This window comes from Aquirhabdus sp., from assembly GCF_046462495.1.
Taxonomy (GTDB): domain Bacteria; phylum Pseudomonadota; class Gammaproteobacteria; order Pseudomonadales; family Moraxellaceae; genus Aquirhabdus.
In genome coordinates this window covers 324,242-346,493 of sequence record NZ_JBKGVE010000004.1, presented here as the reverse complement: position 1 = coordinate 346,493, position 22,252 = coordinate 324,242, and the positions used below count along the sequence as shown (strand labels likewise).

Annotated in this window: 21 protein-coding genes; 4 read left to right on the top strand and 17 right to left on the bottom strand. The window is 47.8% G+C overall.

Features of this window, described 5'->3' with window-relative positions:
- Positions 1-42: 42 nt before the first annotated feature.
- The 4 genes from ACLHG7_RS05055 to ACLHG7_RS05040 form a co-directional block, all read right to left on the bottom strand.
- Positions 43-1,443, bottom strand: a complete 1,401-nt coding sequence (locus ACLHG7_RS05055) for a WS/DGAT/MGAT family O-acyltransferase (protein WP_410209949.1) — start codon at positions 1,441-1,443, stop codon at positions 43-45.
- 96 nt (positions 1,444-1,539) lie between these two features.
- On the bottom strand, positions 1,540-3,201 hold the full coding sequence (locus ACLHG7_RS05050) for a GMC family oxidoreductase (protein ID WP_410209948.1): 1,662 nt from the start codon (positions 3,199-3,201) through the stop codon (positions 1,540-1,542).
- A 95-nt stretch (positions 3,202-3,296) separates the two neighbouring features.
- A complete protein-coding gene (locus ACLHG7_RS05045; RefSeq protein WP_410209947.1) occupies positions 3,297-4,349 on the bottom strand; it encodes an AraC family transcriptional regulator ligand-binding domain-containing protein in 1,053 nt (350 codons plus the stop codon).
- A 296-nt stretch (positions 4,350-4,645) separates the two neighbouring features.
- On the bottom strand, positions 4,646-4,915 hold the full coding sequence (locus ACLHG7_RS05040; RefSeq protein WP_410209946.1) for a hypothetical protein: 270 nt from the start codon (positions 4,913-4,915) through the stop codon (positions 4,646-4,648).
- A 22-nt stretch (positions 4,916-4,937) separates the two neighbouring features.
- Here ACLHG7_RS05040 and ACLHG7_RS05035 point away from each other — a divergent pair, with 22 nt between their 5' ends.
- Both ACLHG7_RS05035 and ACLHG7_RS05030 read left to right on the top strand, forming a co-directional pair.
- Positions 4,938-6,365 (top strand): hypothetical protein, encoded by a 1,428-nt coding sequence (locus ACLHG7_RS05035; RefSeq protein ID WP_410209945.1) that lies wholly within the window; start codon positions 4,938-4,940, stop codon positions 6,363-6,365.
- Positions 6,366-6,657: 292 nt separating this feature from the next.
- Positions 6,658-6,930: a hypothetical protein gene (locus ACLHG7_RS05030; RefSeq protein ID WP_410209944.1), complete on the top strand. Its 273-nt coding sequence runs from the start codon at positions 6,658-6,660 to the stop codon at positions 6,928-6,930.
- A 30-nt stretch (positions 6,931-6,960) separates the two neighbouring features.
- On the opposite strand, the gene ACLHG7_RS05025 is transcribed toward ACLHG7_RS05030, so the two are convergent.
- Both ACLHG7_RS05025 and ACLHG7_RS05020 read right to left on the bottom strand, forming a co-directional pair.
- A complete protein-coding gene (locus ACLHG7_RS05025) occupies positions 6,961-7,998 on the bottom strand; it encodes an AraC family transcriptional regulator ligand-binding domain-containing protein (protein ID WP_410209943.1) in 1,038 nt (345 codons plus the stop codon).
- Positions 7,999-8,083: 85 nt separating this feature from the next.
- Positions 8,084-8,746: a hypothetical protein gene (locus ACLHG7_RS05020; RefSeq protein ID WP_410209942.1), complete on the bottom strand. Its 663-nt coding sequence runs from the start codon at positions 8,744-8,746 to the stop codon at positions 8,084-8,086.
- A 429-nt stretch (positions 8,747-9,175) separates the two neighbouring features.
- Here ACLHG7_RS05020 and ACLHG7_RS05015 point away from each other — a divergent pair, with 429 nt between their 5' ends.
- Positions 9,176-11,341: a TonB-dependent receptor gene (locus ACLHG7_RS05015; protein WP_410209941.1), complete on the top strand. Its 2,166-nt coding sequence runs from the start codon at positions 9,176-9,178 to the stop codon at positions 11,339-11,341.
- Positions 11,342-11,413: 72 nt separating this feature from the next.
- Here the strand turns inward: ACLHG7_RS05015 and ACLHG7_RS05010 are convergent, their stop codons facing one another.
- The 10 genes from ACLHG7_RS05010 to ACLHG7_RS04965 form a co-directional block, all read right to left on the bottom strand.
- Positions 11,414-12,715: an MFS transporter gene (locus ACLHG7_RS05010; protein ID WP_410209940.1), complete on the bottom strand. Its 1,302-nt coding sequence runs from the start codon at positions 12,713-12,715 to the stop codon at positions 11,414-11,416.
- Between the two features lie 12 nt (positions 12,716-12,727).
- Entirely contained in the window at positions 12,728-13,168 is a 441-nt protein-coding gene (locus tag ACLHG7_RS05005) for a MarR family winged helix-turn-helix transcriptional regulator (protein WP_410209939.1), read from the bottom strand.
- Between the two features lie 159 nt (positions 13,169-13,327).
- Positions 13,328-13,939: an NTP transferase domain-containing protein gene (locus ACLHG7_RS05000; protein ID WP_410209938.1), complete on the bottom strand. Its 612-nt coding sequence runs from the start codon at positions 13,937-13,939 to the stop codon at positions 13,328-13,330.
- Entirely contained in the window at positions 13,926-15,161 is a 1,236-nt protein-coding gene (locus tag ACLHG7_RS04995) for an XdhC family protein (protein WP_410209937.1), read from the bottom strand. The genes ACLHG7_RS05000 and ACLHG7_RS04995 overlap by 14 nt, the downstream gene beginning before the upstream one ends.
- A 7-nt stretch (positions 15,162-15,168) precedes the next feature.
- Positions 15,169-16,476 (bottom strand): c-type cytochrome, encoded by a 1,308-nt coding sequence (locus ACLHG7_RS04990; RefSeq protein WP_410209936.1) that lies wholly within the window; start codon positions 16,474-16,476, stop codon positions 15,169-15,171.
- Positions 16,477-16,538: 62 nt separating this feature from the next.
- Positions 16,539-16,997 (bottom strand): (2Fe-2S)-binding protein, encoded by a 459-nt coding sequence (locus ACLHG7_RS04985; RefSeq protein WP_410209935.1) that lies wholly within the window; start codon positions 16,995-16,997, stop codon positions 16,539-16,541.
- Positions 16,998-17,049: 52 nt separating this feature from the next.
- Positions 17,050-19,257, bottom strand: coding sequence for a molybdopterin cofactor-binding domain-containing protein (locus tag ACLHG7_RS04980; protein ID WP_410209934.1), 2,208 nt, complete (start codon positions 19,255-19,257; stop codon positions 17,050-17,052).
- Positions 19,258-19,513: 256 nt separating this feature from the next.
- Positions 19,514-19,696, bottom strand: a complete 183-nt coding sequence (locus tag ACLHG7_RS04975; RefSeq protein WP_410209933.1) for a DUF333 domain-containing protein — start codon at positions 19,694-19,696, stop codon at positions 19,514-19,516.
- Between the two features lie 575 nt (positions 19,697-20,271).
- Positions 20,272-20,487 (bottom strand): CsbD family protein, encoded by a 216-nt coding sequence (locus tag ACLHG7_RS04970; protein ID WP_114900231.1) that lies wholly within the window; start codon positions 20,485-20,487, stop codon positions 20,272-20,274.
- Between the two features lie 225 nt (positions 20,488-20,712).
- Positions 20,713-21,123: a low affinity iron permease family protein gene (locus ACLHG7_RS04965; RefSeq protein ID WP_410209932.1), complete on the bottom strand. Its 411-nt coding sequence runs from the start codon at positions 21,121-21,123 to the stop codon at positions 20,713-20,715.
- Between the two features lie 286 nt (positions 21,124-21,409).
- On the opposite strand from ACLHG7_RS04965, the gene ACLHG7_RS04960 reads away from it, so the two are divergent.
- On the top strand, positions 21,410-21,610 hold the full coding sequence (locus ACLHG7_RS04960) for a hypothetical protein (protein WP_410209931.1): 201 nt from the start codon (positions 21,410-21,412) through the stop codon (positions 21,608-21,610).
- Between the two features lie 57 nt (positions 21,611-21,667).
- Here the strand turns inward: ACLHG7_RS04960 and ACLHG7_RS04955 are convergent, their stop codons facing one another.
- Positions 21,668-22,129: a hemerythrin domain-containing protein gene (locus ACLHG7_RS04955; RefSeq protein WP_410209930.1), complete on the bottom strand. Its 462-nt coding sequence runs from the start codon at positions 22,127-22,129 to the stop codon at positions 21,668-21,670.
- Between the last annotated feature and the right edge of the window lie 123 nt (positions 22,130-22,252).

Sequence of the window (22,252 nt, the reverse complement as noted above, 5' to 3'; positions counted from 1 at the left end):
TACATGATTTAGCAACGATATATGCCAACTCAACCACCCTATTTACGCGGGAATTACACCAAAGACCGTTTCCAGCTCAGTTAAAGCCTCACCTGCATAGACCGCCATTTTTTGTAAGCCGGGTAAACTGTCACGGCTGCCAGTAAAGCCAACATTGAGTTGCCCCGCATAACTGACACACGTGATGTTCAGCGCCTGCCCTTGCACAGGAATCGAAATCGGAAAAGTCGCCTCAAGCTTGGCCCCATTCAGATATAAAATATGTTCAGGGCCCGGCACATTGGAAATCGTGAGATTCATGGGTGGTCTGATCTTCGCACCAAGTCCACTCATCAGTACTAATGCGGTGGGCATACTGGTCAGCAGGGTAAACGCGATACGCGCTTGCTGGGGCAAACTTTTCAGGTGATTTTTCGAAACCTCCATGGAGGAACGAATAGCAGCAAAACGCGCTTTAGGATCACCCAGCTCTGTCCCCAACGCGGCCCATAAAAAGCCGATGGCATTACTCATCGAGTCATCCCCCGCCTCGCGCAAACTGACAGGCACACCCGCAATCAAGGACCGATCGGGCAAGGCATCCTGACTCTGCAAATGCCGTCTTAGCGCAGAGCTACAGACCGCAAGAAAGACATCATTAAGCGAGCCGCCAGCAGCTTTGGCAACCCTTTTCATCCGCTCCATATCCAACTGCTGAGTTGCAACGCGACGCGCGCACGTCACCTCCCCATTGAGAATCGAAGGCGGTGCTTCAAAAGGTCGTAGTACTGACTCACTCCCCGGTTCACGCTTAAACATGGGCTGAAATGCCTGTTTCATAATCTGCGGCCACTCCCGCGCCGTGATCTTTGCGGCAACGGTACGTGCAGAGTCATGATTTCGTTTACGTTTCTGAGTTGGTTCGCGGTGCTCCCATGCGGGGAACCACTCACCATCGGGTTCGGTCGCAAGGGCACTAGCACTGAGGCGCATCGCACTGATGCCATCGGCAAGGGCATGGTGCATTTTGGAGTAAATGGCAAAGCGATTGTTTTGTAGCCCTTCAATCACATGACAAGTCCACAGCGGTCTTGAACGATCCAGCAACTGACTATGCAGATGCGACACCAACTCACCCAGTTCACGCTCACCGCCCGGATCTGGTAGTGCTGAATGACGCACATGATAGGCCAGATCAATATCATCCGCGTCGACCACGATCATAGACGGGGCAATACGGGCCCAGAGTGTCTTTTCTAATTTCATATTAAAAGGACGACCGACCACGGTGGTATTGCGAAAACGACGAACGATGTTTTTGACAAAGTCTGGCGGTGCATTGGGCGGTAATGAAAAAATCTGTAGGCCTCCGATATGCATTGGCGTATCGCGTGTTTCTACATTCACAAAGGCGGTATCCAGTAGTGACATCCGTCTGGTGGCTTGGCGCGTGGTCGTCGTCATTGTTATTCTCCTTGACTTACACATCCCATGAGATTCAATCGATCTTTATTGTTTTGGCGAGCCAGTGCCGTAATCGATTTTGGCGATATTTTTAGTTTACTGCGCTTTACTGCTGATCAGGGGCATGATCAGGTATCGTTTATGTTGTGGCACTCTTGGGGGTGGGATAAACGACATCGCACGCTCGGCCAAAGCCGTGATGGTCAGGCTCGGATTCACCCCGAGGTTCGCCCCCAGCATTGATGCATCACAGACATATAAGTTCTGATAACCAAAGACCCGATTCTGGCTGTCAATCACCCCGGTTTCGCTACTCGCCCCCATCCCTGCGCCGCCCATACAGTGCGCCGTGGTTGGAATATTAAGTAGAATCTCAGTCGTCACTGACAGGGGGATACCGCCCATAGATTGAGCCATCTTGATCGCAAAATCATTAGCTTGTGGAATATAGGTGGGTATGGGATCCCCTTCGGTTTGCAAGACCTTGATAAATGGGTTATACCACGGCCTGCGCCAACGCATATTCAAGTGGCCTTCTATCGTTTGCATCACCAGAAAGATGATCGTGGTGCGCGCCCAATCATGAGGTCGGAATGCCTGAAAAAATTTTGCTGGGCCACTGATCAACATCTTCAGCATCATCCAAAGCCACAGTACCACACGCGTCCAACCGGGCGTACCGCCCGTCATCGCCGTCGTCATGGTGGAAAAGAAATCTGAGCCTTCAGGATAGCGCGTCGCTTCGATGTGGGTATGCTCGTCGATATAAATTCCGGAACCGATGGCAATGCCATCTGACATATTGTCCTTGCTGCCCGGAAAGCGCACCGCGATCAAGGATTCGGCATTGGTGCGCACGCGCTTACCGAGCTGATCAGAGATATTGGGCAGCGACTCTTCTTTGAGGCTAAATAACAACTCTTGTGTGCCCAGTGATGCCGCCGCAAAAATCACGTTGCGGGCGGTGAAACGGCGCTGATTGGTATTGGTTCGCGTCAGCGAATTCACCGTATACACTTCATAGCCGTCTGCACCATCGGCTTGGTCATTCAGCGCTCTGACATCCACCACCTTGGTTTCTTCATAGACCTTGGCACCGTTCTTTTCCGCCAAGTAGAGGTAATTTTTATCCAATGTATTTTTAGCGTTATAACGACAACCCACCATACAACCGCCACAACCAATACAACTATTACGCGCAGGACCCGCACCGCCGAAATAGGGATCGGGGTATGATATGCCACGTTTGTCGCCTTCCTCGCCAAAGAACACACCGACATCCGTAGGATAGAAGGTCTCCCCGCAGCCTTGCTCAATCGCGGCTCGTTGCAAAGCATGGTCCGCAGGACCCAGTATTTTGTTTGGTGTCACGCCGAGCATGCGCTTCGCGGTGGCATAGTGAGCAGGCATGACCGCCTTCCAGTCATCCAGCCCTGCCCACGTGCCTTCATCCCAGATATGGTCCGGCGGCACCAGCAGGGTATTGGCATAAGTGATCGAACCGCCGCCCACGGCATTGCCATGGACCACCATGACATGCGAGAAAAAACGCATGCGAAAAAAACCGCGCAACCCAATCGCGGGATTCCAGAAATAATCTTTGAGTTTCCAGTTGGTCTTCGGCAGATTGTCAGGTGTCCAGCGTCGCCCCATCTCGATCACACCAACGTTATAGCCCTTTTCCGTCAGACGTAGTGCAGAGACGCTGCCGCCAAAGCCTGAACCGATAATGATGAAATCGTAGTCATAGTCCGTCATCCTGCTGTCCTCTTTATTGAATTATTGTTTTTCGTTGCATCCCTCATCTTCGGAACACACTTCTTAACCGATTCCAATCACACGAGGGGTTACCCTCATCTTACGCTTTCTTCCATATATTTACCCGGTGTCTGCCCTGTCCAGCGTTTAAACGCGCGATTAAAACTTGCACTATTGGCATAGCCGAGTTTTTCGGAAATCTGATCTAAAGATAAATCCTTACGTTTGACTAGCAAAAGTGCTTTTTGTTCACGGACATCGTCATAGATAGCATTAAAACTCTGGTCCGAGTTTTTAAGGAGTCGTTGTAAGGTGCGTTTAGAAAGTTTTAGTTGTTTTGCAACATCCTCTATTGATCGAATTCCCTCTTTATCATTATAAATGTGCACACGGACATGCCTCACTATGCTGCTCTCTGCAAGTAATTTATCCAACTCCCGTTGGCATTGCTCAATCATTAGCTTGGCCGTGACCGAATCTGCCAGCAGTAGGGGAAGTTCCAAAGCGCTGGTTGGCAAAACAATCCGTGTATAAGGCTGATCACAATGTACTTCGCCCATAATCTGATTGATCAACGACTCAAATTGATCAAAATAAGCAGGACGTTTAAAGATAAAATCGATACGAATTGGGCCCACTTTCTGTCCACAAAGAATAGGGATCGCCTCAATTGCCGCTAAGCAACTGAATATAGCTATGATCTCATAGGCCTGACGATCATTATCATTTTTCAGATTTAACCAATCAGGATCCCAAGAAAAGCAGGCATTTTTCTCTTCTACAGTCAATTTTAAGTTTAGGCGAGGGACCTGAATTTTTGCATAATTCTCAATAATGTTAAGAGCATCTCTGATATTACTCGCCACCATAACCGCAAATCCAACTAAACCGTGACTGCTGATTTTCATCTGCCGACCAATGAAAAATCCCAGACCTGGTTCCTTGGTCAAAAGTACTGCCCTGAATAGCAATTTAGCAAAAATAGGATAATCCACACGAAAATCAGAACTATTCAAGGACTCTAAAGAAAGGCCACATCCCAGCAAAAGCTGTTCTGGGGAGATATGCCACTCTTCAACTGTTTTGATCAGAATATTGAGATAGACACAGGGTATTTTGGGATAGTCGAGTGCTTTAGAAATACTCATAAAAAACACTCTACAGTTTCAGGTCGTTCATGAGAAAACATGAAAAATAATGCATCACACATGCTGAGTCGTTTATTTGGGCGTTATACACGAGCATATTCCGAATCCCGTTTTGATCGCTTCCTTGTACGATGATGAATCCATAAATGACCAGACGTAGTTATGCTGATCTGATATTGCCACTTGATGGAGACCCCGTCTTGAGAGAAACAACTTGTTCATTGATAAATCGCAAAAATAGAAATCATGCACAAAATTTTATAGTTTCGGGCATATCCCTAAATAATTGCAATTATTCACAACCGTTGATCACGTGCAAACTCATCCTCATCAATTGGCACGCAATGATAAAAATCTGTCACCCATTGTGCTATATCGCTCAAAGATAAACCAGAAAATAACAAATCAGAATATCGGATATGCATGGCGGCATAGGCCTGCTTATCCCGCTCGCAAAAAAACACACATGGACGTGCATCAATGACTCTGTTTAATCGAGATATTTCCCTCGCGATACTCATCTGCACACTCATAATCTGGCCTAGTACATACACCCAGGCGGCCATCCAACAACTCAGTGACGCAGAGATGAGCCAGGCTACAGGTCAAGCTGCCTTCTATACCAATTATATTGCGCCTTCTGGCACGGGGAGTGGTGCAAACACATCTGACTTTGGTTTTTTTACACTAGGGATGAATGCCACTCTGGATATCAATACCAATATCCAACACTTGCAATTGGGCTGTGGTGGCGTGAATGGGCCGGGCTGCGATATTGATATGGAGAATGTCAGTTTAAGTGGTAATCTTGGAACGGCAGGCTGTCCAGCAGGCGCAAGCAATGTCGCGGGTTGTGATGCAAAGATTACCAATCCTTTTTTAAGACTTGCAATTAAAAATCCAACATCCCTTTCGACACGTCAGATTTCAGGGGTTCAATTTGGCGCTCAGTCGGTCCTTGGATTACTGCAAGCGGGACAAAATACAACTTCAGCAAACGGCATAAAGACGCTGTCAGGTTATATGAAGGTGCAATCCACTGGTGCCGCCAACACCCTGACAGGAACCATCTCAACCGCACCGGCATTCTTTCCCGTTTATAACCCGGGCACGGGATCTGGGAATTATACGATTAGTGGCAACTTACAGGCGAAAGTACTCGGTATTCCGGCAGCAACCGCAGGGTTTACACTCACCAGTGGTGGTTTTTGGATTCCTGGATTCTCCGGAATTAATTTTAGTGTCCCTGCACCCACGGTCAATGGCAATCGCATATCCCAACTGACTGTGAATCCGAGTGCCAGCTTACCCAATGTCGTGGTCGGCTATAAGCCAGATGATAATGACTGTGGCTTCCTCGGCGCTGGTGCATGTAATACCTATGGTACCCCAGCTAATAATCCGAACTTTCAACCGGGCAACACCATCTACCCCTCAACGGGTACCGCAGGGACACAAGGCGGACCTGTAGTTGCAACATCAACAAGTTGTAGTGGCGTCGGATGTATATTGCTCAGTAATTTTGGCGTTGGTCTTAATTTTAATACCCATATGTATGGTCAGGTGAATAACGTCTCGGCCAATGTACAATTCATTCAACCCCTAGGGTTTATTCACTCTATCCCCTTAAACTCACCGCTGTCGTTAAGTCTGCAAAGCCAAAGCATTTCATGGCCTGATGCGGCCAGTGATGATATTGCCCAAAAAGGCTGGTGGATGTCGGTCAAAAACCCTGTCCTCGTCGGCAATCTTACACCCAGTGCACCTGTCAGTTTATGCCCCGATGCCTCCAGCTCTGCAACGTGTGTCTTCCCTCAGTTCGCCAAGCAATTTAATGACTTCTTAGCAGCAAATACATTAACGACCAGTGATCTTGTTTCATTACTCACTGGTGGTACGCTGGGTGCATCATTCGGTGCCTTAAATCTCACCCCAATATCACTGACACTCAACGGTGTACAGCTCTCGACTCAAAATACCGTTCCCAATTGTTATGGCGGATTAAAGTTTTGTTGATTGATGCAATCTAACTGCAAATATGACTCTACATTGGCACGTAAGGGTAACATTCTGGCGTGAAATGAACTATTTCCATATAGAAGAAAACCAGATAATTATAGGCTCAGTTTTTTCATTAAATTTATGATATTCAATCATATAATACGACCATTCGAATCAACGTATCTTTTTTTATTGCAACACCGCTATTGAATTGAACCCTGCTTATTACGTCTCTTGTAGCTGTACTTTTCCCATTGTTTCATCGCTCATATCAGCCAATGCCCCCCCTTTTCGCATGGAGAAATACGTGGACAATCTTGTTGAATTTCAATGTCTCAGTTGTGATGCGACCCATCAGGAAAAATTAGATCATCTTTTGCTCAGCAAATCATATTTGTTTTGTTCGATCTGTCCGAGTTGTGGACAAGTGATCAGCGGTGAGACAAAAGCCGAGCAATTAGAACATTATATCAATGCACACTTTATCCTCGACTCCGATACCGATTTGCAAGCCAGCAATCTTCCTGATGTATTCAAACATAGCGCGTCACGTACCCATAAACGACACGCTTCCCATTAATCGCTGGATAGATGGCGGTTTTCAAAAGACTTAGCCAGTATATTTACCCGGTGTTTTTTGCGTCCAGCGTTTAAAGGCACGGTTAAAACTGGCATTGGTCGAATAACCCAGCTTCACTGCGATCTGATTCAGGGACAAATCTCCACGTTGAATCATCATCCGCGCGGTTTGTTCACGCGTAGTGTCGTAAAGAGTATTAAAATTCTGATCAACACGCTTAAGCAAACGCTGCAAGGTACGCTTAGAAACACATAACTTTGCGGCAACCTCTTCGATCGACTGTAATCCATCTTCCTCACTATAAATCAACTCACGTACCAGAACGGTAATGTCGCTTTTGGCCTGTAAAAAATCCAATTGCTGCTGACACTGTTTCCGCAGCCGCTTGGCGGTAAAAGGATCGGCAAACTTCAGGGGTAACTCCAGATAGTGGGCTGGAAATGCCACCCGAGATTCAGCTTGATCAAAACGCACCACATCCATCGTATTGCTCAAAACGTCTTCAAAACGATCAAAATAGTCAGGACGTCTAAATGAAAAATCGACTTGGGGTCTCAGGGTCTGTCCCGATAATATAGGCATAATCTCAATACTGATAAGTACCCCCAAAATCACTCCAACCTCATACTGCATGCGATCCTCCTCTTTTTTCAGATCAAGCCATGCGTATCCATAATACAGATAGGCAGTCTCTCCCTCGACCTTCAAACGCATCCGGGTAAAGGGAATCCGAATGTGCAGGAATTGTTCGATCACATCGATCAGCTCACCTAACGTGCTGGCGACCATTGCTGTGTAGGCCACCAAACCGCAACTACTAAATTTCATTTTTCGACCAATCAGGAATCCCAAACCTGGTTCTTGCGTCAGTTGGATAGCGCGGTAGTGCAACTGAATAAAGACCGCATAGTCCACGCTGAAATGATTATCTTCCAGCGCCTTAAGCGTGATCCCACTACCTTGTAATAAAGTTTCAGGTGTGATCCCCCAGTCTGCAACCGTTTCGAGCAGAACCTTGATAAAAATCACATGCATTCTTGGACGATCTAGTGCCAGAGCTACACTCATAGTGGTTATTTTTTGTTAGTGTTCGGGGTGGGGAACCATATTTTTTTATATCGACATTGCATATCATAACAGCCGCTTCAGTCATTCAATCCGTTCTTGCATGACTGGCTAGCGTCGCCAAATCATGCTGGTTTTCCGATGCCTTTGTATAGGGGGCAGATGATATTTTTTTTGGGTCATTCGCACCTTCGACAAACAAGATTGGTGCATCAGAAAATTGCTGTTGAAAGGTTTGGCTGGGGATAGGGCAGACCGCACCATCGGTATAAAGTAGATATTTATACTGTGTGGTCGATGCAAAAAGCAATGCCATCAGATCATGATTGACTACTGTTTGGCGATCGACCAAAAAAGCAACTTTATCAATTGTATCTTTAAGTTCTGTCGGACTTTCCACTTGAAAGCCATGGGCATCAAAACCAAGCCTACGAATCGTGTTTCTCACGTCAATCAAATTTCTGCGATCATAGTGCAAAGGCGTTTCCATCGCCGCTGCGACATCCCGAATACGGACATCACTGCCAGTTTTTTGATGCAGCGCCACGGCAATCAGGATCGACATTCGAGTGGTGTCACTGACTATATCATCTGGACGCATCTGATCTAAAAATAAGCGCAGTGGCTCCAGCACGCCGATCTCAGGTTTGGCACAGCCATCCACAATTTTGATCGGTTCGGCATGCGCCATTGCATACAGAGATAAGCACAAACTCCACAAGATGACTTTAGCTGACTTCAGATGATTCATGATGAGATGTCCTTAGACGATATTCAAATGATGCAGATTCCCGCATCCATTTGCGTTATAGCGTCCAATCTTGCAGCAATTGTGAAGCGTGAACTGTGCACACGACGACTGATTTTTATCCTTGAGCGCCAATCAAGTGAGTCATTTCTCCGCCCTATACCCCATCTAGCGAGAGGCACTGACGTATCTGATGAAATAGGCATGTGCTGTTACTCACACGTTCTTATCTTTATGTTATGAGAATTAATGGTTTAGCGATCACGAATCTAAAAGACTAAAAATTTAGCTGAAGTCAGTTGAACAGATACATCAACTGTAATAATATAACATTTCTAAAGCACTCCTAGAGTGCGTTAACTTGACCCCGCTCCCTGTAAACAAATGCTAATTTAGCCCCCTTGCCCGTTTTCCATCCTTTTGAGACACGCTATGCGCCCTAGCTCAACACGCCACCCCGTTCATCCGCTGTCTTTTGCCATTGCACTCCTCTTCACCGCCCCGTTCTCCATACCAGTCTTTGCCGCTGAAAATGCAGGCAACACGGGATCAGACCCGAGTACCACGCCCGCATCGGCGCAGGAGAAAGTGGCTCAGGTTGAGGTCAAGGCCAAGCGCCTCGATCAAGCGCGTAATGGACTTTCGGTGGAAACGGGGGGTAGCAGCTACCGGATCAGTGAAAAAGACATCGCCAATATGCCGCAAGGCGATAGCACGCCGATGAATCAGGTGTTGCTACAAGCACCGGGCGTGGCACAGGACTCTTATGGGCAATTGCATGTACGCGGCGATCATGATGATTTGCAGTATCGAATCGATGGCGTTATTTTGCCAGAGAGTATCTCGGGCTTTGGTCAGACGCTTGATCCCAGCTTTATCAAAAGCATCAACCTGCTGACAGGTACACTACCAGCCCAGTATGGCTATCGCACCGCTGGCGTGGTCGATATCCAGACCAAAACCGGCGCAGTGGATAATTCCGGTAGTCTCGGGATCTCAATGGGCAGTAACAACACCCGCGAAGTCATGGGCAGCGTGAGCGGTAGCCAAGGCAATCTCAACTATTTCCTGAACGGCTCATTTCTGACCAACAATATTGGCATTGAAAACCCAACCTCATCCAAAAGCCCAATCCATGACACCACGGATCAATTTAAGGGCTTTGGTTATTTCTCCTATCTCGTCGGGGATGCCTCACGGGTCAGCCTGATTCTGGGCAGCACCAATAGCCGCTTTCAAATCCCCAATAGTCCGGGGCAGCCAATGAATTTTCAGTTGGCAGGCGTTCCCAATTATCCATCTGAAAACCTGACTGAGAGTCAGGATGAAATCACGCACTATGGCGTGCTGTCCTTCCAAAGTTCAATCGGCGATCAGTTTGATTATCAACTCTCGGCGTTCTCGCGCTATACCTCAGTCAACTTTAATCCCGATAATATCGGCGACTTGATCTATACCGGCGTTGCCTCACAAATTGCACGTAGTGGCTGGGCCAATGGTCTGCAAGCTGATGGCAGCTACCGTTTAAATCCCGAACATACCATTCGCGTCGGGGCGTTCTACAGCCGGGAAAGCCTAGACAACCAATCCAATGTACTGACCTTCCCCGCAGATGACAGTGGCAATCAAACGTCCGATCAGCCCGTCCCGTATAACGTGACCAATAAAAAAACCGCTTATCTAGAAGGCATCTATCTGCAAGATGAATGGAAAGCCACCGACAAGCTGACCATCAACTACGGCGGGCGCTATGATCATGTCGACGCCTATGTGACCGGCGATCAATTCAGTCCGCGACTCGGCGCCGTCTATCAACTCTCGCCAGAGACGATGCTCCATGCGGGCTATGCACGCTACTTTACCCCACCACCAATGGAATTAGTGAGTAACGATACCATTGCGGCATCAGTGGGTACGACCAATGCACCGGCCAATACACTCAACGATCCGGTCAAGTCGGAAAGCTCCAATGCCTATGACATCGGGATCAGCCATAAGTTCACGCCGCAATTGACCATGGGTCTCGACAGCTACTACAAGCAAGTGACCAATCTGCTGGATGAAGGTCAGTTTGGTTCTGCACTGCTCTATACGCCGTTTAACTATGCCAAGGGCAAAGTCTATGGCGTCGAACTGACCGCCAATTATCACGACAAGAATTTCTCGGCTTATGGCAATCTTGCGCGTGCAACGGCACTAGGAAAAGATATCACCTCCAGTCAATATACCTTTGACAACGATGAACTGGCGTATATCTCTAATCATGAAGTACATTTGGATCACGATCAGATGCTAACGGCATCCGCGGGCATGTCTTATCAATGGCATGGCACCACATGCAGTGCAGACGCCCTCTATGGCAGTGGACTGCGCAGTGGCTTTGCCAACACCGAGCATCTGCCCTCTTATGTGGTTATGAATGCTGGCGTCTCTCATGATTTCCAAACTCGTGAATTTGGGGAAATCGAAGGTCGTTTCAGTGTTGTTAATCTATTTGATCACATCTATGAAATCCGCGATGGCTCAGGAATCGGGGTCGGTGCACCGCAATATGGCGCTCGACGCGAACTGTTGTTTGCAGTCTCAAAGAAGTTCTAAGGCTTACCCCCGAAACAATCCCATAAAAAAAGCCCCTCTATGCGGGGGCTTTTTTTATGAACTCAAAGCAGTTTAAGAGTTCGCGGGTGTCGCCGCAGCATCACTCTGATCCACATGATGCCCTTTGATACGCAGGACTAGTATCGCAGCGATCACACAGGCCAGCCCCATCAGGATCGATGCCACCGTATAACTACCGAGGCTGTGACGTAAGAAACCTGCCAGCAATGTTGCACTGGCTGCGCCTAGTTGATGACCCGCGACAATCCAACCAAAGACTATCGGTGCAGCCAATCGTCCAAACACATCATTGGCGAGGCGTACGGTTGGGGGCACCGTTGCAATCCAGTCCAGACCATAAAAAATCGCAAACAGCGGCAAACCGAAATACATGATGTCAAAGGCATTGGGTAGAAAGATCAACGCCAGTCCACGCAAACTGTAATACCAAAACAACAACACTCGCGCATTAAAGCGATCCGATAACCACCCCGACATGGTCGTGCCGATCAAGTCCAGCATCCCCATCATTGCCAAAATGCTTGCACCCGCCACTGGCGTCATGCCATGGTCGCCGCACATGGCAATAAAGTGCGAACCGATATAGCCGTTGGTACTCATGCCGCAGATAAAGAAACTGAAGAACAGCAACCAGAAGTCGCGCACTTTGACGGCCTTGCCCAGCGCGGTAAAAGCGATCTTCAACGGATTGGCGGTGCTGGCTACATCCGCTGTCATTTCATCCGTCTGGCCATAGCGCTTCATGCCGATATCTTGCGGACGCTCAGGCAGGAAGAGTGCCACGAGCGGAATTGCAATCGCGGCAACCGTCGCCACCAGAATCGCCACCGATCGCCAGCCAAAGTGCTCAACCATGTAGGCCATTAGCGGCAAAAACACCATTTGCCCGGTCGCCGCACTGGCGGTAAGCAGCCCCATCGCAAGCCCCCGTCGTGTTTCAAACCAGCGACCAACTATGGTCGCAGCCAGCGTATTAGCGATCACCCCGCTACCGGCACCGACCACCAGCCCCCAAGCCAAAACCATATGCCATGGCATGGTCATGAAGGTACTGGCAAAAGTGCCGAGTGCCAATAATGCCAATGCGCCCAGCACTACAGGACGGATACCATAACGCTGCATCGCCGCTGCAGAAAAGGGTCCGATCAAACCATAAAGCGCAATATTGACTGAAATCACAAAGGAAATGGTAGTGAGGCTCCAACCAAACTCATGCTCCAGCGGCATGATCATGACCGATGGTGTGGCGCGTATCCCCGCTGCCGACAGCAGGATCAAAAAGATAATTGCGACGATGATCCAGACATAACTAAAGGGAGTGCGTGCTTGTACGGATTGAATCAATTTATTCATCAGATCACTCCCTTAGAGCAGGTCAAATTTTGCGTTCGCATCATCGATAAGATGCATCAGATCCTGATGGGTTTCATGCCCTAAGATGTGATCGATTTCTTGCTGGGCATTCTGCCAATTTGGCTTTGCGGATTGCCACTTGGCTATGCCACTAGCGGTCAGACTTACCCCGAAGGAGCGTTTATCGGTGAGTTCTTCAATGGGTAAATCCAGCGTTTGAATCCAGCCCAGACTGATCAAGGGCTTGAGCGTGCGACTCATGGTGCTGCGATCCAGGCCCATATACTGGGCTAAAGGGATGACGCCAATCGGACCTAATTTGCCAATACGGGCCAGTAGAGAGTACTGCCCCACAGTTAGTTCGTCAGGCGCCAAATGATGATCGTAGATCATGGTGATCTTACGACTGAGCTTACGCAGTTTGGAGCACGAGCAACCGATGGAGAGGGACATATTCGTTTTTACCGTTATCTATGTATATGCATCATTGTATATACATAGATTAAACTAAGTCAATGCAGAGGATAGTGCTTTTAAGCGTTTCACCGACATTAATTGAGCCGATTGCTGGCACAGTCTATAAGAGTGTCTTCAAATGAGGACATCCTTCAATCAAGGATCAATCCAGCCAGCCTTGATCGCGAGCACTAAATCGTTAGGTGTATCAATATCGAATCCGAGTTGTGGTGCATTGATCGCAATCAGGCTTTCGGGGTTTTGGAGTAGAATCTTCTTCAGTCCTACATCTCCAGTTAACAATCTGGTTTCAGCAAACAGGGCCATCGAGATTATGGCGGGCATGCCGATCGTGTCCGCATACTGACTGACGACAGATCGATCAGGATACTGACGATAAATGCTCAACAGTGTTTCAAGATGATCAACGGCTAATCTTGGCTGATCGACGCCTAAAATCAGTACGGGTCCACTATGGTGGGCTTTGGACAGTGCAATTGCACCGGCATGCAGACTACTGGCCATTCCCATATGCGCGTTGTCATTCAACACGATGTCCACCGTAAGACCGGATAAACAGTGTCGAATCTCTTCTGACCACGTTCCTACGATGACCACAACTCGTGCAGGCTTTGTCATCAATGCCATAAGGGCAATATACCGAACCAAGGGAATCCTTTGGATAGTCAGCAACTGTTTCGGTCTTCCCAAACGATTACTGTTTCCAGCAGCCAGAATAACCACCGCATGCGCGTTATCGGGCAACACGGAGATTCTCTTCCAGCTTGCTCTTTAAATTAGGAGCGCCTAAATCATCTGCGCGATTGGGTACAAGAGACTCAAACCCTATCGGATCCACAGGATGAATCGCGGCTTCGCGTAATTTCAACAGCCCCCCGCTGCGTTGATTCAGCACCGCCGTTATTTCGGCAAGAATGGCGAGTGCAACGGACTCTGGTGTATCACCACCAATATCCAGCCCAATCGGGTAATGCAAGGCAGCAAGTCCGGGCAAGGGATGCAGGTTTGAGGAGTGAGATAATTGAATCTGCTGGAGTAAGCGCTCAGTGCGCTGGCGTGGGCCCAACTGACCCACATATGCGCACGGATATTGTAAAACCTCCCCTAGCCAATGCTGATCTTGACGCAGACTATGGGTCATGACTGCCACAACAGCGTCGACAATGATGTCCTGCAGCGCCAATGGCTGAGCAAGATCAGCGGCAATCACTTCATCGGCTTCAGGGAAGCGCTCCGCTTGTGCAAAATGAGGCCGGCTATCGATGACCGTCACATGCCAGCCTTGCAGCTTTGCCATAGTGACAAGGGGCTGTGCATCATGCCCAGCACCAAAAACTACCAGACGCCTTGGCGGCGCAATGTATTCGATAAAGACTTCGATCTCGCCGGCTAGATCCGCATACACATGCTGTGCGCTTTGGCGCTGATCAAGGGCAACGGTCAAATCACGGCGCACCTTCTGCTCGAGTTCGGTATGAGCCCACTGACCTCGATAATGGCGCAGAGGGTCAAGCAGCAACTGATCGCCAATACGAATTCCGGCCTGTGGATAGACTGAGATCACAGTGGCTATAGTACCCGCGTGGCGCTCATTTTCGATCTGATGCAGCAGTGAAATAATCGGCAAAGGCTCAGCCGTCAATCTCTGGAGCAGCACCGAGACAGTGCCATTGCAGCCCAGTCCGAACGTCCGGGCATCCTCACTATCATCCATCCCCTCGCTGTCCGAATCGGTACTGTAGCGCTGCAATACTGGGTGGCCCAAACGGGTCAGCCACCATGCTTTCCTGCACACATCTGCCTCAAGACAGCCACCACTTATGGTGCCGATGCCATGACCAAAAGAAGAAATCAACATCCGCGCACCCGAGCGACGATAGGCAGATCCCTCGACTTTGACGACCGTCGCCAGTACCGCGTGATCCCCTTTCTGGGCTGCGGTCGCAACCGCGTTCAGTAAAGACGTCATGGTTGATCTATAGCCCTCGCTGTTTAGCCACCAGCTTCTCAGTGACTTCCCCTTTCTTATCGCCGAATTGACCAACCACATAATTGGCAACCGCCGCAATCTCTGCATCAGAATGGGTATTGGCAAAACTCGGCATCGCGTGTTCCTGATCACCGACTTTAAGCTTGGTTCCTTTTAAAATCACCTGTACCACGCTATGCCCTTGAGGATCATTCACCACACGACTGCCGACCAAATCTGCATAAGGGGTTTGTCTACCTTTGCCATTCCATTGATGACAGCCCGCGCATTCGTTGGCAAAGATCTGCTGACCCAGATCATTGGCTTGGATCGAACTTAACGCTGGCAGGATCGCAGTAGAAGACAAAGCCGGTTGTGGGGTTAAATTCACGATGCTATTTTGCTTACCCGATACAGGCTTCACACTCCGCAGATAAACCACCATGGCATCGATGTCGCTCGGCGTTAAATATTGCAGGCTGTTTTCCACTACCTCGGCCATCGGACCAGATGCCGAACTTCTGCCACTGGCATGACCCAGAGTTAAATATTCTTTTAATTGCTGATCGGTCCAATCGCCTATTCCGGTCTTTTTATCCGAGGTGATATTTGCCGCATGCCAGCCTTGAATATCCTCTCCGCCCAAAAACTTGCCTGACTTCATGGCAAAAGCAAGATTACGTTCAGTATGACACTCCCCGCAATGACCCAGTGCGGTCGACAAATAAGCACCACGATTCCAATCCGCCGACTTTGAATCATCAACAACAATACGATGATCTTTAAAGAAAAACAGATTCCAAAGTTTAATCCCCCAACGCTGATTAAAGGGAAATCCTAAGCCAGGATGATTGGCTTGATCGGAGATGGGCAAACTGAAAAGATAGGCTTTAATCGCCAGCACATCATCACGGCTCATGCCAGTATATGAGGTATAGGACATCGCAGGATAGAGATTGCCATGCGGTGAAATCCCTTGGCGAACGGCACGTACAAACTCATCATCACTCCACGCACCAATGCCATGCGTTTTATCCGCGGTGATGTTGGTGGAGTAAATGGTTCCAAAAGGCATCTTAAACGGTACGCCGCCCGCGTACGGTTGACCACCCGGCACGCTATGACACGCCGTACAGTCCGCTGCCCGAGTTAAATACTCTCCGCGGGCAAGAGTCGAAGTGAGATTCGTAGGTGCACCGGAAATCGGTGCAACAGGCTCTGGACCAGTCGGGCGAAAAAAAACATAGAGCGCAAAGAGGATCAGCAGCACCAAGACGAGCAACACTAATTTTAGGAGCAAACGTACGATTTTCATCTCAATTCCCCAGCATTCTCATCGGCTTTACAGACCAAAACGCGTTTACGATGGAACAGCGATTAGGTTAATGATTTGGCCGCATCATGGATTGCGGCACGAATTCGAACATAGGTACCACAGCGGCAGACATTGCCACTCATGACCAAATCAATTTGCGCATCGGTTGGTTGTTTGACCTGACTCAAAAGCGCGGTAGCACTCATAATCTGACCGGACTGACAGTAGCCGCATTGCACCACATCCAGACCAAACCATGAGTTCTGCACGGCTTTGCCAACCGGTGTTTCACCCACCGCCTCAATCGTGGTGACCTGCTTACCCACGAGTGTGGACATGGGCAACTGACAAGAGCGAACGGGTTCTCCATCCACATGGACAGTACAGGCACCGCACATGGCGATGCCACAGCCGAATTTGGTGCCTGTCAGTTTGAGTTCATCCCGCAGAAACCACAGCAGCGGCATATTGGGGTCGCCGTCGTACTGAATGGGTTTACCATTGATTGTGACTGCTGTCATGATCATCACTCCTTCCTATCATTATCATCATGAATATTAGCTTGATATCGCTTTAAGCTTGTGTCGCTTGCACAAAAGGTAAGCTCAGTGTTTTACGAGAACGTCCTAAACGGGCAAGGGCGTTGCCCACTGCAGGTGCGATCGTTGGTACACCCAGCTCGCCCACCCCTGTTGGGGCTTCTGTTGAAGGAACAATAATGACTTCGATCTCTGGCATTTCATTAATCCGAAGCTGCCGATAATTATGAAAATTGGATTGCTGGGGAATCCCTTTATCCAGTGTAATTTGTCCATACAATGCCATTCCCAGTCCAAAAGCAATGCCACCTTGGATCTGCGCGCGGACAATGTCGGGATTCACCACGACGCCGCAATCGACAGCGCACCATACTTTGTGCACTTTTGGGATGCCGTCTGCACCGATAGAGACTTCAGCAATCTGCGCAACGTAGGTATTAAATGCTTTCGCAACACCCACACCACGTGCACGACCATTGACTGGGCCTGCGCCATTCCAATTTGCCGCCTTGGCCACCGCTTGCAGTACGCCAACATAACGCGAAGATTTTTCCATGAGTACCAAACGACCCTTGATCGGGTCTTGTTTGGTCTCATCCAGTAGCTCATCCAGAAAGCTTTCAACCGCATGAACAGCATGCGTTCCCGCCACGGAACGTAAGGAAGTGACAGACACTTTGGTAGGGACGATATGGGTGTCACAACTGAAATGCGGAAAGTTATAAGGCGTTTCCTGAGACCCCTCAACCATCAATGGATCAACGCCATGATTCATCATGCCGTTAAATGCAGTTCCCGCCACAAAGGATTGTCCGGTAACGGTATTCGACCATGCCGTAATCTTGCCACCTTGGATAGCCGCCTTAAAGGTATGCAAAATCATGGGACGGTACCACCCACCCTGAATATCATCTTCCCGGGTCCATACCACTTTAACGCCATGACCAGGGCCGAGGGCTTTCACCGCAGAAGCCATATCGACCGCGAGGTCATCACCCAACGGGCTACCGCCCAAGTCAATTCGACGGCCAAAACTACCACCCGCTAGAATGGTCTCGATATGAACCTGCTCGGGTGGCAGGCCTAAGATCTTACAAAACTGAGGCTGATCTAAAGTCGGTATTTGACAGCCGTAACGTGCATTGGCCTGTTTACCATCCCAAAAGACATAGCCATCCAAGGGCTCCATCGGCGCATGTGCAAGGAATGGAAAACTATACTCAGAGGTGATAACTTTATCGGCTTCTTTAAAGGCTTTATCAAGATCACCATGCTTCGCAGCGGATATACCGGCCTTTTGAGCAATGGATCGAAACTCAGCAAAGAGTTCATGAGAGCTACGTTTTTCAGCATGGCTATCATCCCAAACCACGACCAGCTTCTCACGCCCGCGTATCGCAGCCCAAGTGTTTAGCGCATAGACCGCAACGCCACTTTTAATCTGCTTAACATCCACGACTCCTTTAATCTTGCGCGCCTCTGTGGCATCAAACGATTTAACAGTGCCGCCAAAACGGGGAGACTTCTTGATCACCACCGTTAGCATATTTGGTTCATGGATATCTTGGGTAAACTGCGCCGTACCATCGGTTTTTGAACGAGAATCAACTCGATGCAGAGTACCCAAACCTTTGCCGATCAATTTAAAATTGGCCGTTGGCTTGAGCTTGACCAAGGCTGGAGATGGGATAGGCAGATGAGCAGCGACAGGGGCAAACTTACCAAAGTTGGCGGTTCGTTGTGAGGCAGGATGGGCAATAATGCCCTTTTCTACGGTGATTTCACTTTCGGCAACTTTCCATGATTTAGCAGCAGCTTGAACCAACATCAATCGTGCAGTTGCACCAATCATTCGCATCGCCGTATAGGCATCAGCTATGGCGCTGGATCCACCCGTCCCTTGTATACCACCCAAGACTTTATTGCCATAAAGCGCCATGTTTACGGGTGCCGCCTCAACGACGATCTGCGACCAATCCGCATCCAGCTCCTCTGCAATCAGAGTCGCCATACCCGTGTAAGCGCCCTGACCAAACTCGATATGCTTGCTAATCACCGTGACAACATTATTCGCATCAATCCGCACAAAAGCTTGGGGGTCTCGGATATCCGTCGCTTGCGCACTATTCAGGGGCTTGCCCTTGGCAAAGGCCGCACGTATCGGTAAAGATGAACCAACGATCAATACGGCTGTTTGTTTGATTAAAGTGCGCCGTGAAATTTGGGGAGGATCCATGTTCATCGTAGAAAGTTCCTATTCTTGAGAAATAATACTTTTCAACCCAGCAAAAACAATCACCCATCACCATCACGACCAAGGGTCACTCATCGACCAAATGGTATAATTCACATCAATATCATAATCCTGTTTTCGATTATAAATCCACCACTGCACAAAACTTTTAAGTGAGATAAGACCGAGACCCTATTCAAATAGGGTTCGGCATAGATAAATATGCGAGAGATACTGAGTGCAATCTCTTCGTATAGCGATCTGTTTATTGAATACTGCGATGGTCACGTCTAAACAACGCCCATGAATCCAACCTTTCACCGCTAGGTAAAATACAGTCCGAGCGCTGACCCTCTGGGGTATCGATGATGACTTCTTTGCCCTCCAGCTTGGCACAATACACCGAAGCCGGATTTGCCATCCCAACAGATTGATCAGGATACGGCATTAGATTTTTGCACCCTGCTAAACAAACAATCCCTATACTGCAAATACTGATTAGAATGGCTTTTTTCATCATTATTATTCCTTAGTTTTTCTTTTATTAAAGTGACACCCTTACACCATGAAGACTATCACTTTTTAACCGCCGTGCAACTTGTACTATCACAAATAAAACGATATGAGCGACTTTATTTAAAGTTAACCCTTAAGCGTCACGTTAATGATAAATCTGATGGTCGACCGCTTATCATCGCTATACCTCACAAAAAAAATGACTCACTATTTAAGGAGTCATTTTTAAGGATCAGGCAAATTAGTACGCGCTGATGAATATGCTTAATGAAAAAAGAAATACGCAATCACCAAGACGATACCCGGTACACCCAGTACCCAAGCAAGCAGATATTTTCCCATTTTAGCGCTCCAATTTCTTTTAGAAAAAATGAACAAACACTGATTCAAGGGATAAAAAGCATGTCCTTTTTTAAAGAAACATGCTTTTTACGAAGTAACGATCAATTGACTGGTGATAGAAACCTAGCCATCAAAACAGTCTACGATCGCATAAGAAGTCAAAATTTACACTTTACGATCCGGGTCATTTTTATCCCAGAAGGCTTGTACTTGCTCGTGCGCTTGTTCTTTGGTTTTGCCGTAGCGCTCTTGCACGACGCCTACCAGATGATCTTTGCCGGCTTCGGCTTTCTTCAGATCGTCATCAGTGAGGTCTGCCCATTCCGCTTTTGCTTTGGCAACCACTTGTTTCCATTTTCCAGCGATAATATCGGTATTCATAATCAATATCCTTCTTAATCGATTGTCAGATGGCCACGACATTGTGACGTTACTGCCTAATCACTATAACAAGGGATACTGTTTTGATGAGGGGGCTTCTTGTCGGCGTTTAACCGGGCTTCTGCCCTATCGATGTAACAACCGTAAAATATTGAAACATCAGGGGTAGAATTCGTATAGCCCCTTTTTTTCTTATCTCAGCACACCAGCTTGAATGCTCTTGGGCTAGTTTTTAGGATCATCTTCGGGTGTATCTTGTTGATCCAATCCACCTCGGGCCGAGGTTCCCATGGTTTGGTACTTCGCATTCATCTCTTTGAGTTTCTGGTCATCTAGATCTTCTATGTCCAATAACGCATTGGCGGCACCTTGAGTTGCACAAATGAGTTCATCGAGTTTAAGTTGAATCGCTTGGGTATCTCGATTTTGTGAGTTTTGAATCACAAAGACCATGAGGAAAGTGATGATTGTGGTGAAGGTATTAATGACCAATTGCCAAGTATCGCTATAGTGAAACATAGGGCCTGTGATAATCCACACGGCGATCAGTACGACCGCTGCAATAAACACTTTAGGTTGACCACAAAAATTAGATGCCCATTTTGCAAAGCGGGTATATATCGAGTTATTTTGCATTTTTTCCTCTCTCTAACCGTTTAGTTAAACAAGCATTGATCATTATTCATACTGCGCAGCAGCGATACGGTGCTTTGGTAACAATCACGTTACGGGGCGATACGTTATGTTGATCTTTGATTGGTATCGTTATTTGACTAAACCTTAAGTCTCAATAAAATTCTATCAAATACAATTCATTATTAATTAGCATCATGCTAATCAGTTTACATCTCATACAGTCCGCCCCCAGAGGTGATCAAATAACGTGCTACGATTTTTCTTTTAGAAGTAGGAGAATATCGCTATGACTGAAGAATATAAAACCGCACCGCCCGAGAGAAAGAAAGATAAACGCGTGGCCTATGCTTTACTCTTCACTATCGTGGCGATCATGCTTGCAGCCATTATTATTGGCTTTAGTCTGTGGGAACATCCAAAACCTTCGGAAAAACTTGTTCTACCACCCGCTGTGGCGGAGAGTAATACAGGTACAGCCGCTAAATAAAAAGATGCAACTGATATAAAGAAATCGCCGCCCACAAGGGCGGCGATTTTAATGGACCTAAACCACCATTTTTTTCACTTTTTGCAACTCAATCGCAAGCTCTTCAAAATCCAAATCCACATGTTCGAGCAGCGGGAAAATGTAATTTTCTTCTTCCTCAATGTGGTAGCGCATGAGTTCAGCAAGTGTTTTGACAGTGCTGTCATACAGGGGATCAAAAGGACTCATGCTGCCTAGCTTTTGAATCAGATGACGTGCACGATCATGCTCAACAATCGACTCACTGACTAATGCAGAACCGTGCGGTAGATGTTTAGCAATCAGCGGATACAGGACATTCTCTTCGGCAACCAGATGAGTCATCAAATCCAGAGCCATCTGCTTCATCACTTTTTCTTTGATTTTAAAATCAAGATCACCAAGGGCTGCAAAATAATCGAAGCATTCTTTGGCTTTGAAATGGTCAATTTTTAAGAGATCAATGACCGTCGTGGGTATCATTTTTACTGGCGCATTCATGATAGAACTCCTTGGCTGATCACCAGCCAGACGAGCTAAATTTGCTCAAATATCGTTCAACTCTATTTTACGTCCGCGAAGCGTTGTTATGGGTGTTGTTGTCGATGTTGTTCTGTGTCGTTA

Bases quoted from the DNA above. Each gene is read 5' to 3' on its own strand.
- ACLHG7_RS04975 (WP_410209933.1), bottom strand. From the start codon at position 19,696: ATGCCGTATCCTGATCAATCTGTTGGGATGGCAAATCCGGCTTCGGTG.
- ACLHG7_RS05055 (WP_410209949.1), bottom strand. From the start codon at position 1,443: ATGACGACGACCACGCGCCAAGCCACCAGACGGATGTCACTACTGGAT.
- ACLHG7_RS05010 (WP_410209940.1), bottom strand. From the start codon at position 12,715: ATGAATAAATTGATTCAATCCGTACAAGCACGCACTCCCTTTAGTTAT.
- ACLHG7_RS04990 (WP_410209936.1), bottom strand. From the start codon at position 16,476: ATGAAAATCGTACGTTTGCTCCTAAAATTAGTGTTGCTCGTCTTGGTG.
- ACLHG7_RS05050 (WP_410209948.1), bottom strand. From the start codon at position 3,201: ATGACGGACTATGACTACGATTTCATCATTATCGGTTCAGGCTTTGGC.
- ACLHG7_RS04985 (WP_410209935.1), bottom strand. From the start codon at position 16,997: ATGACAGCAGTCACAATCAATGGTAAACCCATTCAGTACGACGGCGAC.
- ACLHG7_RS05045 (WP_410209947.1), bottom strand. From the start codon at position 4,349: ATGAGTATTTCTAAAGCACTCGACTATCCCAAAATACCCTGTGTCTAT.
- ACLHG7_RS05025 (WP_410209943.1), bottom strand. From the start codon at position 7,998: ATGAGTGTAGCTCTGGCACTAGATCGTCCAAGAATGCATGTGATTTTT.
- ACLHG7_RS04980 (WP_410209934.1), bottom strand. From the start codon at position 19,257: ATGAACATGGATCCTCCCCAAATTTCACGGCGCACTTTAATCAAACAA.
- ACLHG7_RS05020 (WP_410209942.1), bottom strand. From the start codon at position 8,746: ATGAATCATCTGAAGTCAGCTAAAGTCATCTTGTGGAGTTTGTGCTTA.
- ACLHG7_RS04955 (WP_410209930.1), bottom strand. From the start codon at position 22,129: ATGAATGCGCCAGTAAAAATGATACCCACGACGGTCATTGATCTCTTA.
- ACLHG7_RS04995 (WP_410209937.1), bottom strand. From the start codon at position 15,161: ATGACGTCTTTACTGAACGCGGTTGCGACCGCAGCCCAGAAAGGGGAT.
- ACLHG7_RS05040 (WP_410209946.1), bottom strand. From the start codon at position 4,915: ATGGCCGCCTGGGTGTATGTACTAGGCCAGATTATGAGTGTGCAGATG.
- ACLHG7_RS04960 (WP_410209931.1), top strand. From the start codon at position 21,410: ATGACTGAAGAATATAAAACCGCACCGCCCGAGAGAAAGAAAGATAAA.
- ACLHG7_RS05035 (WP_410209945.1), top strand. From the start codon at position 4,938: ATGAGCCAGGCTACAGGTCAAGCTGCCTTCTATACCAATTATATTGCG.
- ACLHG7_RS04965 (WP_410209932.1), bottom strand. From the start codon at position 21,123: ATGCAAAATAACTCGATATATACCCGCTTTGCAAAATGGGCATCTAAT.
- ACLHG7_RS04970 (WP_114900231.1), bottom strand. From the start codon at position 20,487: ATGAATACCGATATTATCGCTGGAAAATGGAAACAAGTGGTTGCCAAA.
- ACLHG7_RS05015 (WP_410209941.1), top strand. From the start codon at position 9,176: ATGCGCCCTAGCTCAACACGCCACCCCGTTCATCCGCTGTCTTTTGCC.
- ACLHG7_RS05005 (WP_410209939.1), bottom strand. From the start codon at position 13,168: ATGTCCCTCTCCATCGGTTGCTCGTGCTCCAAACTGCGTAAGCTCAGT.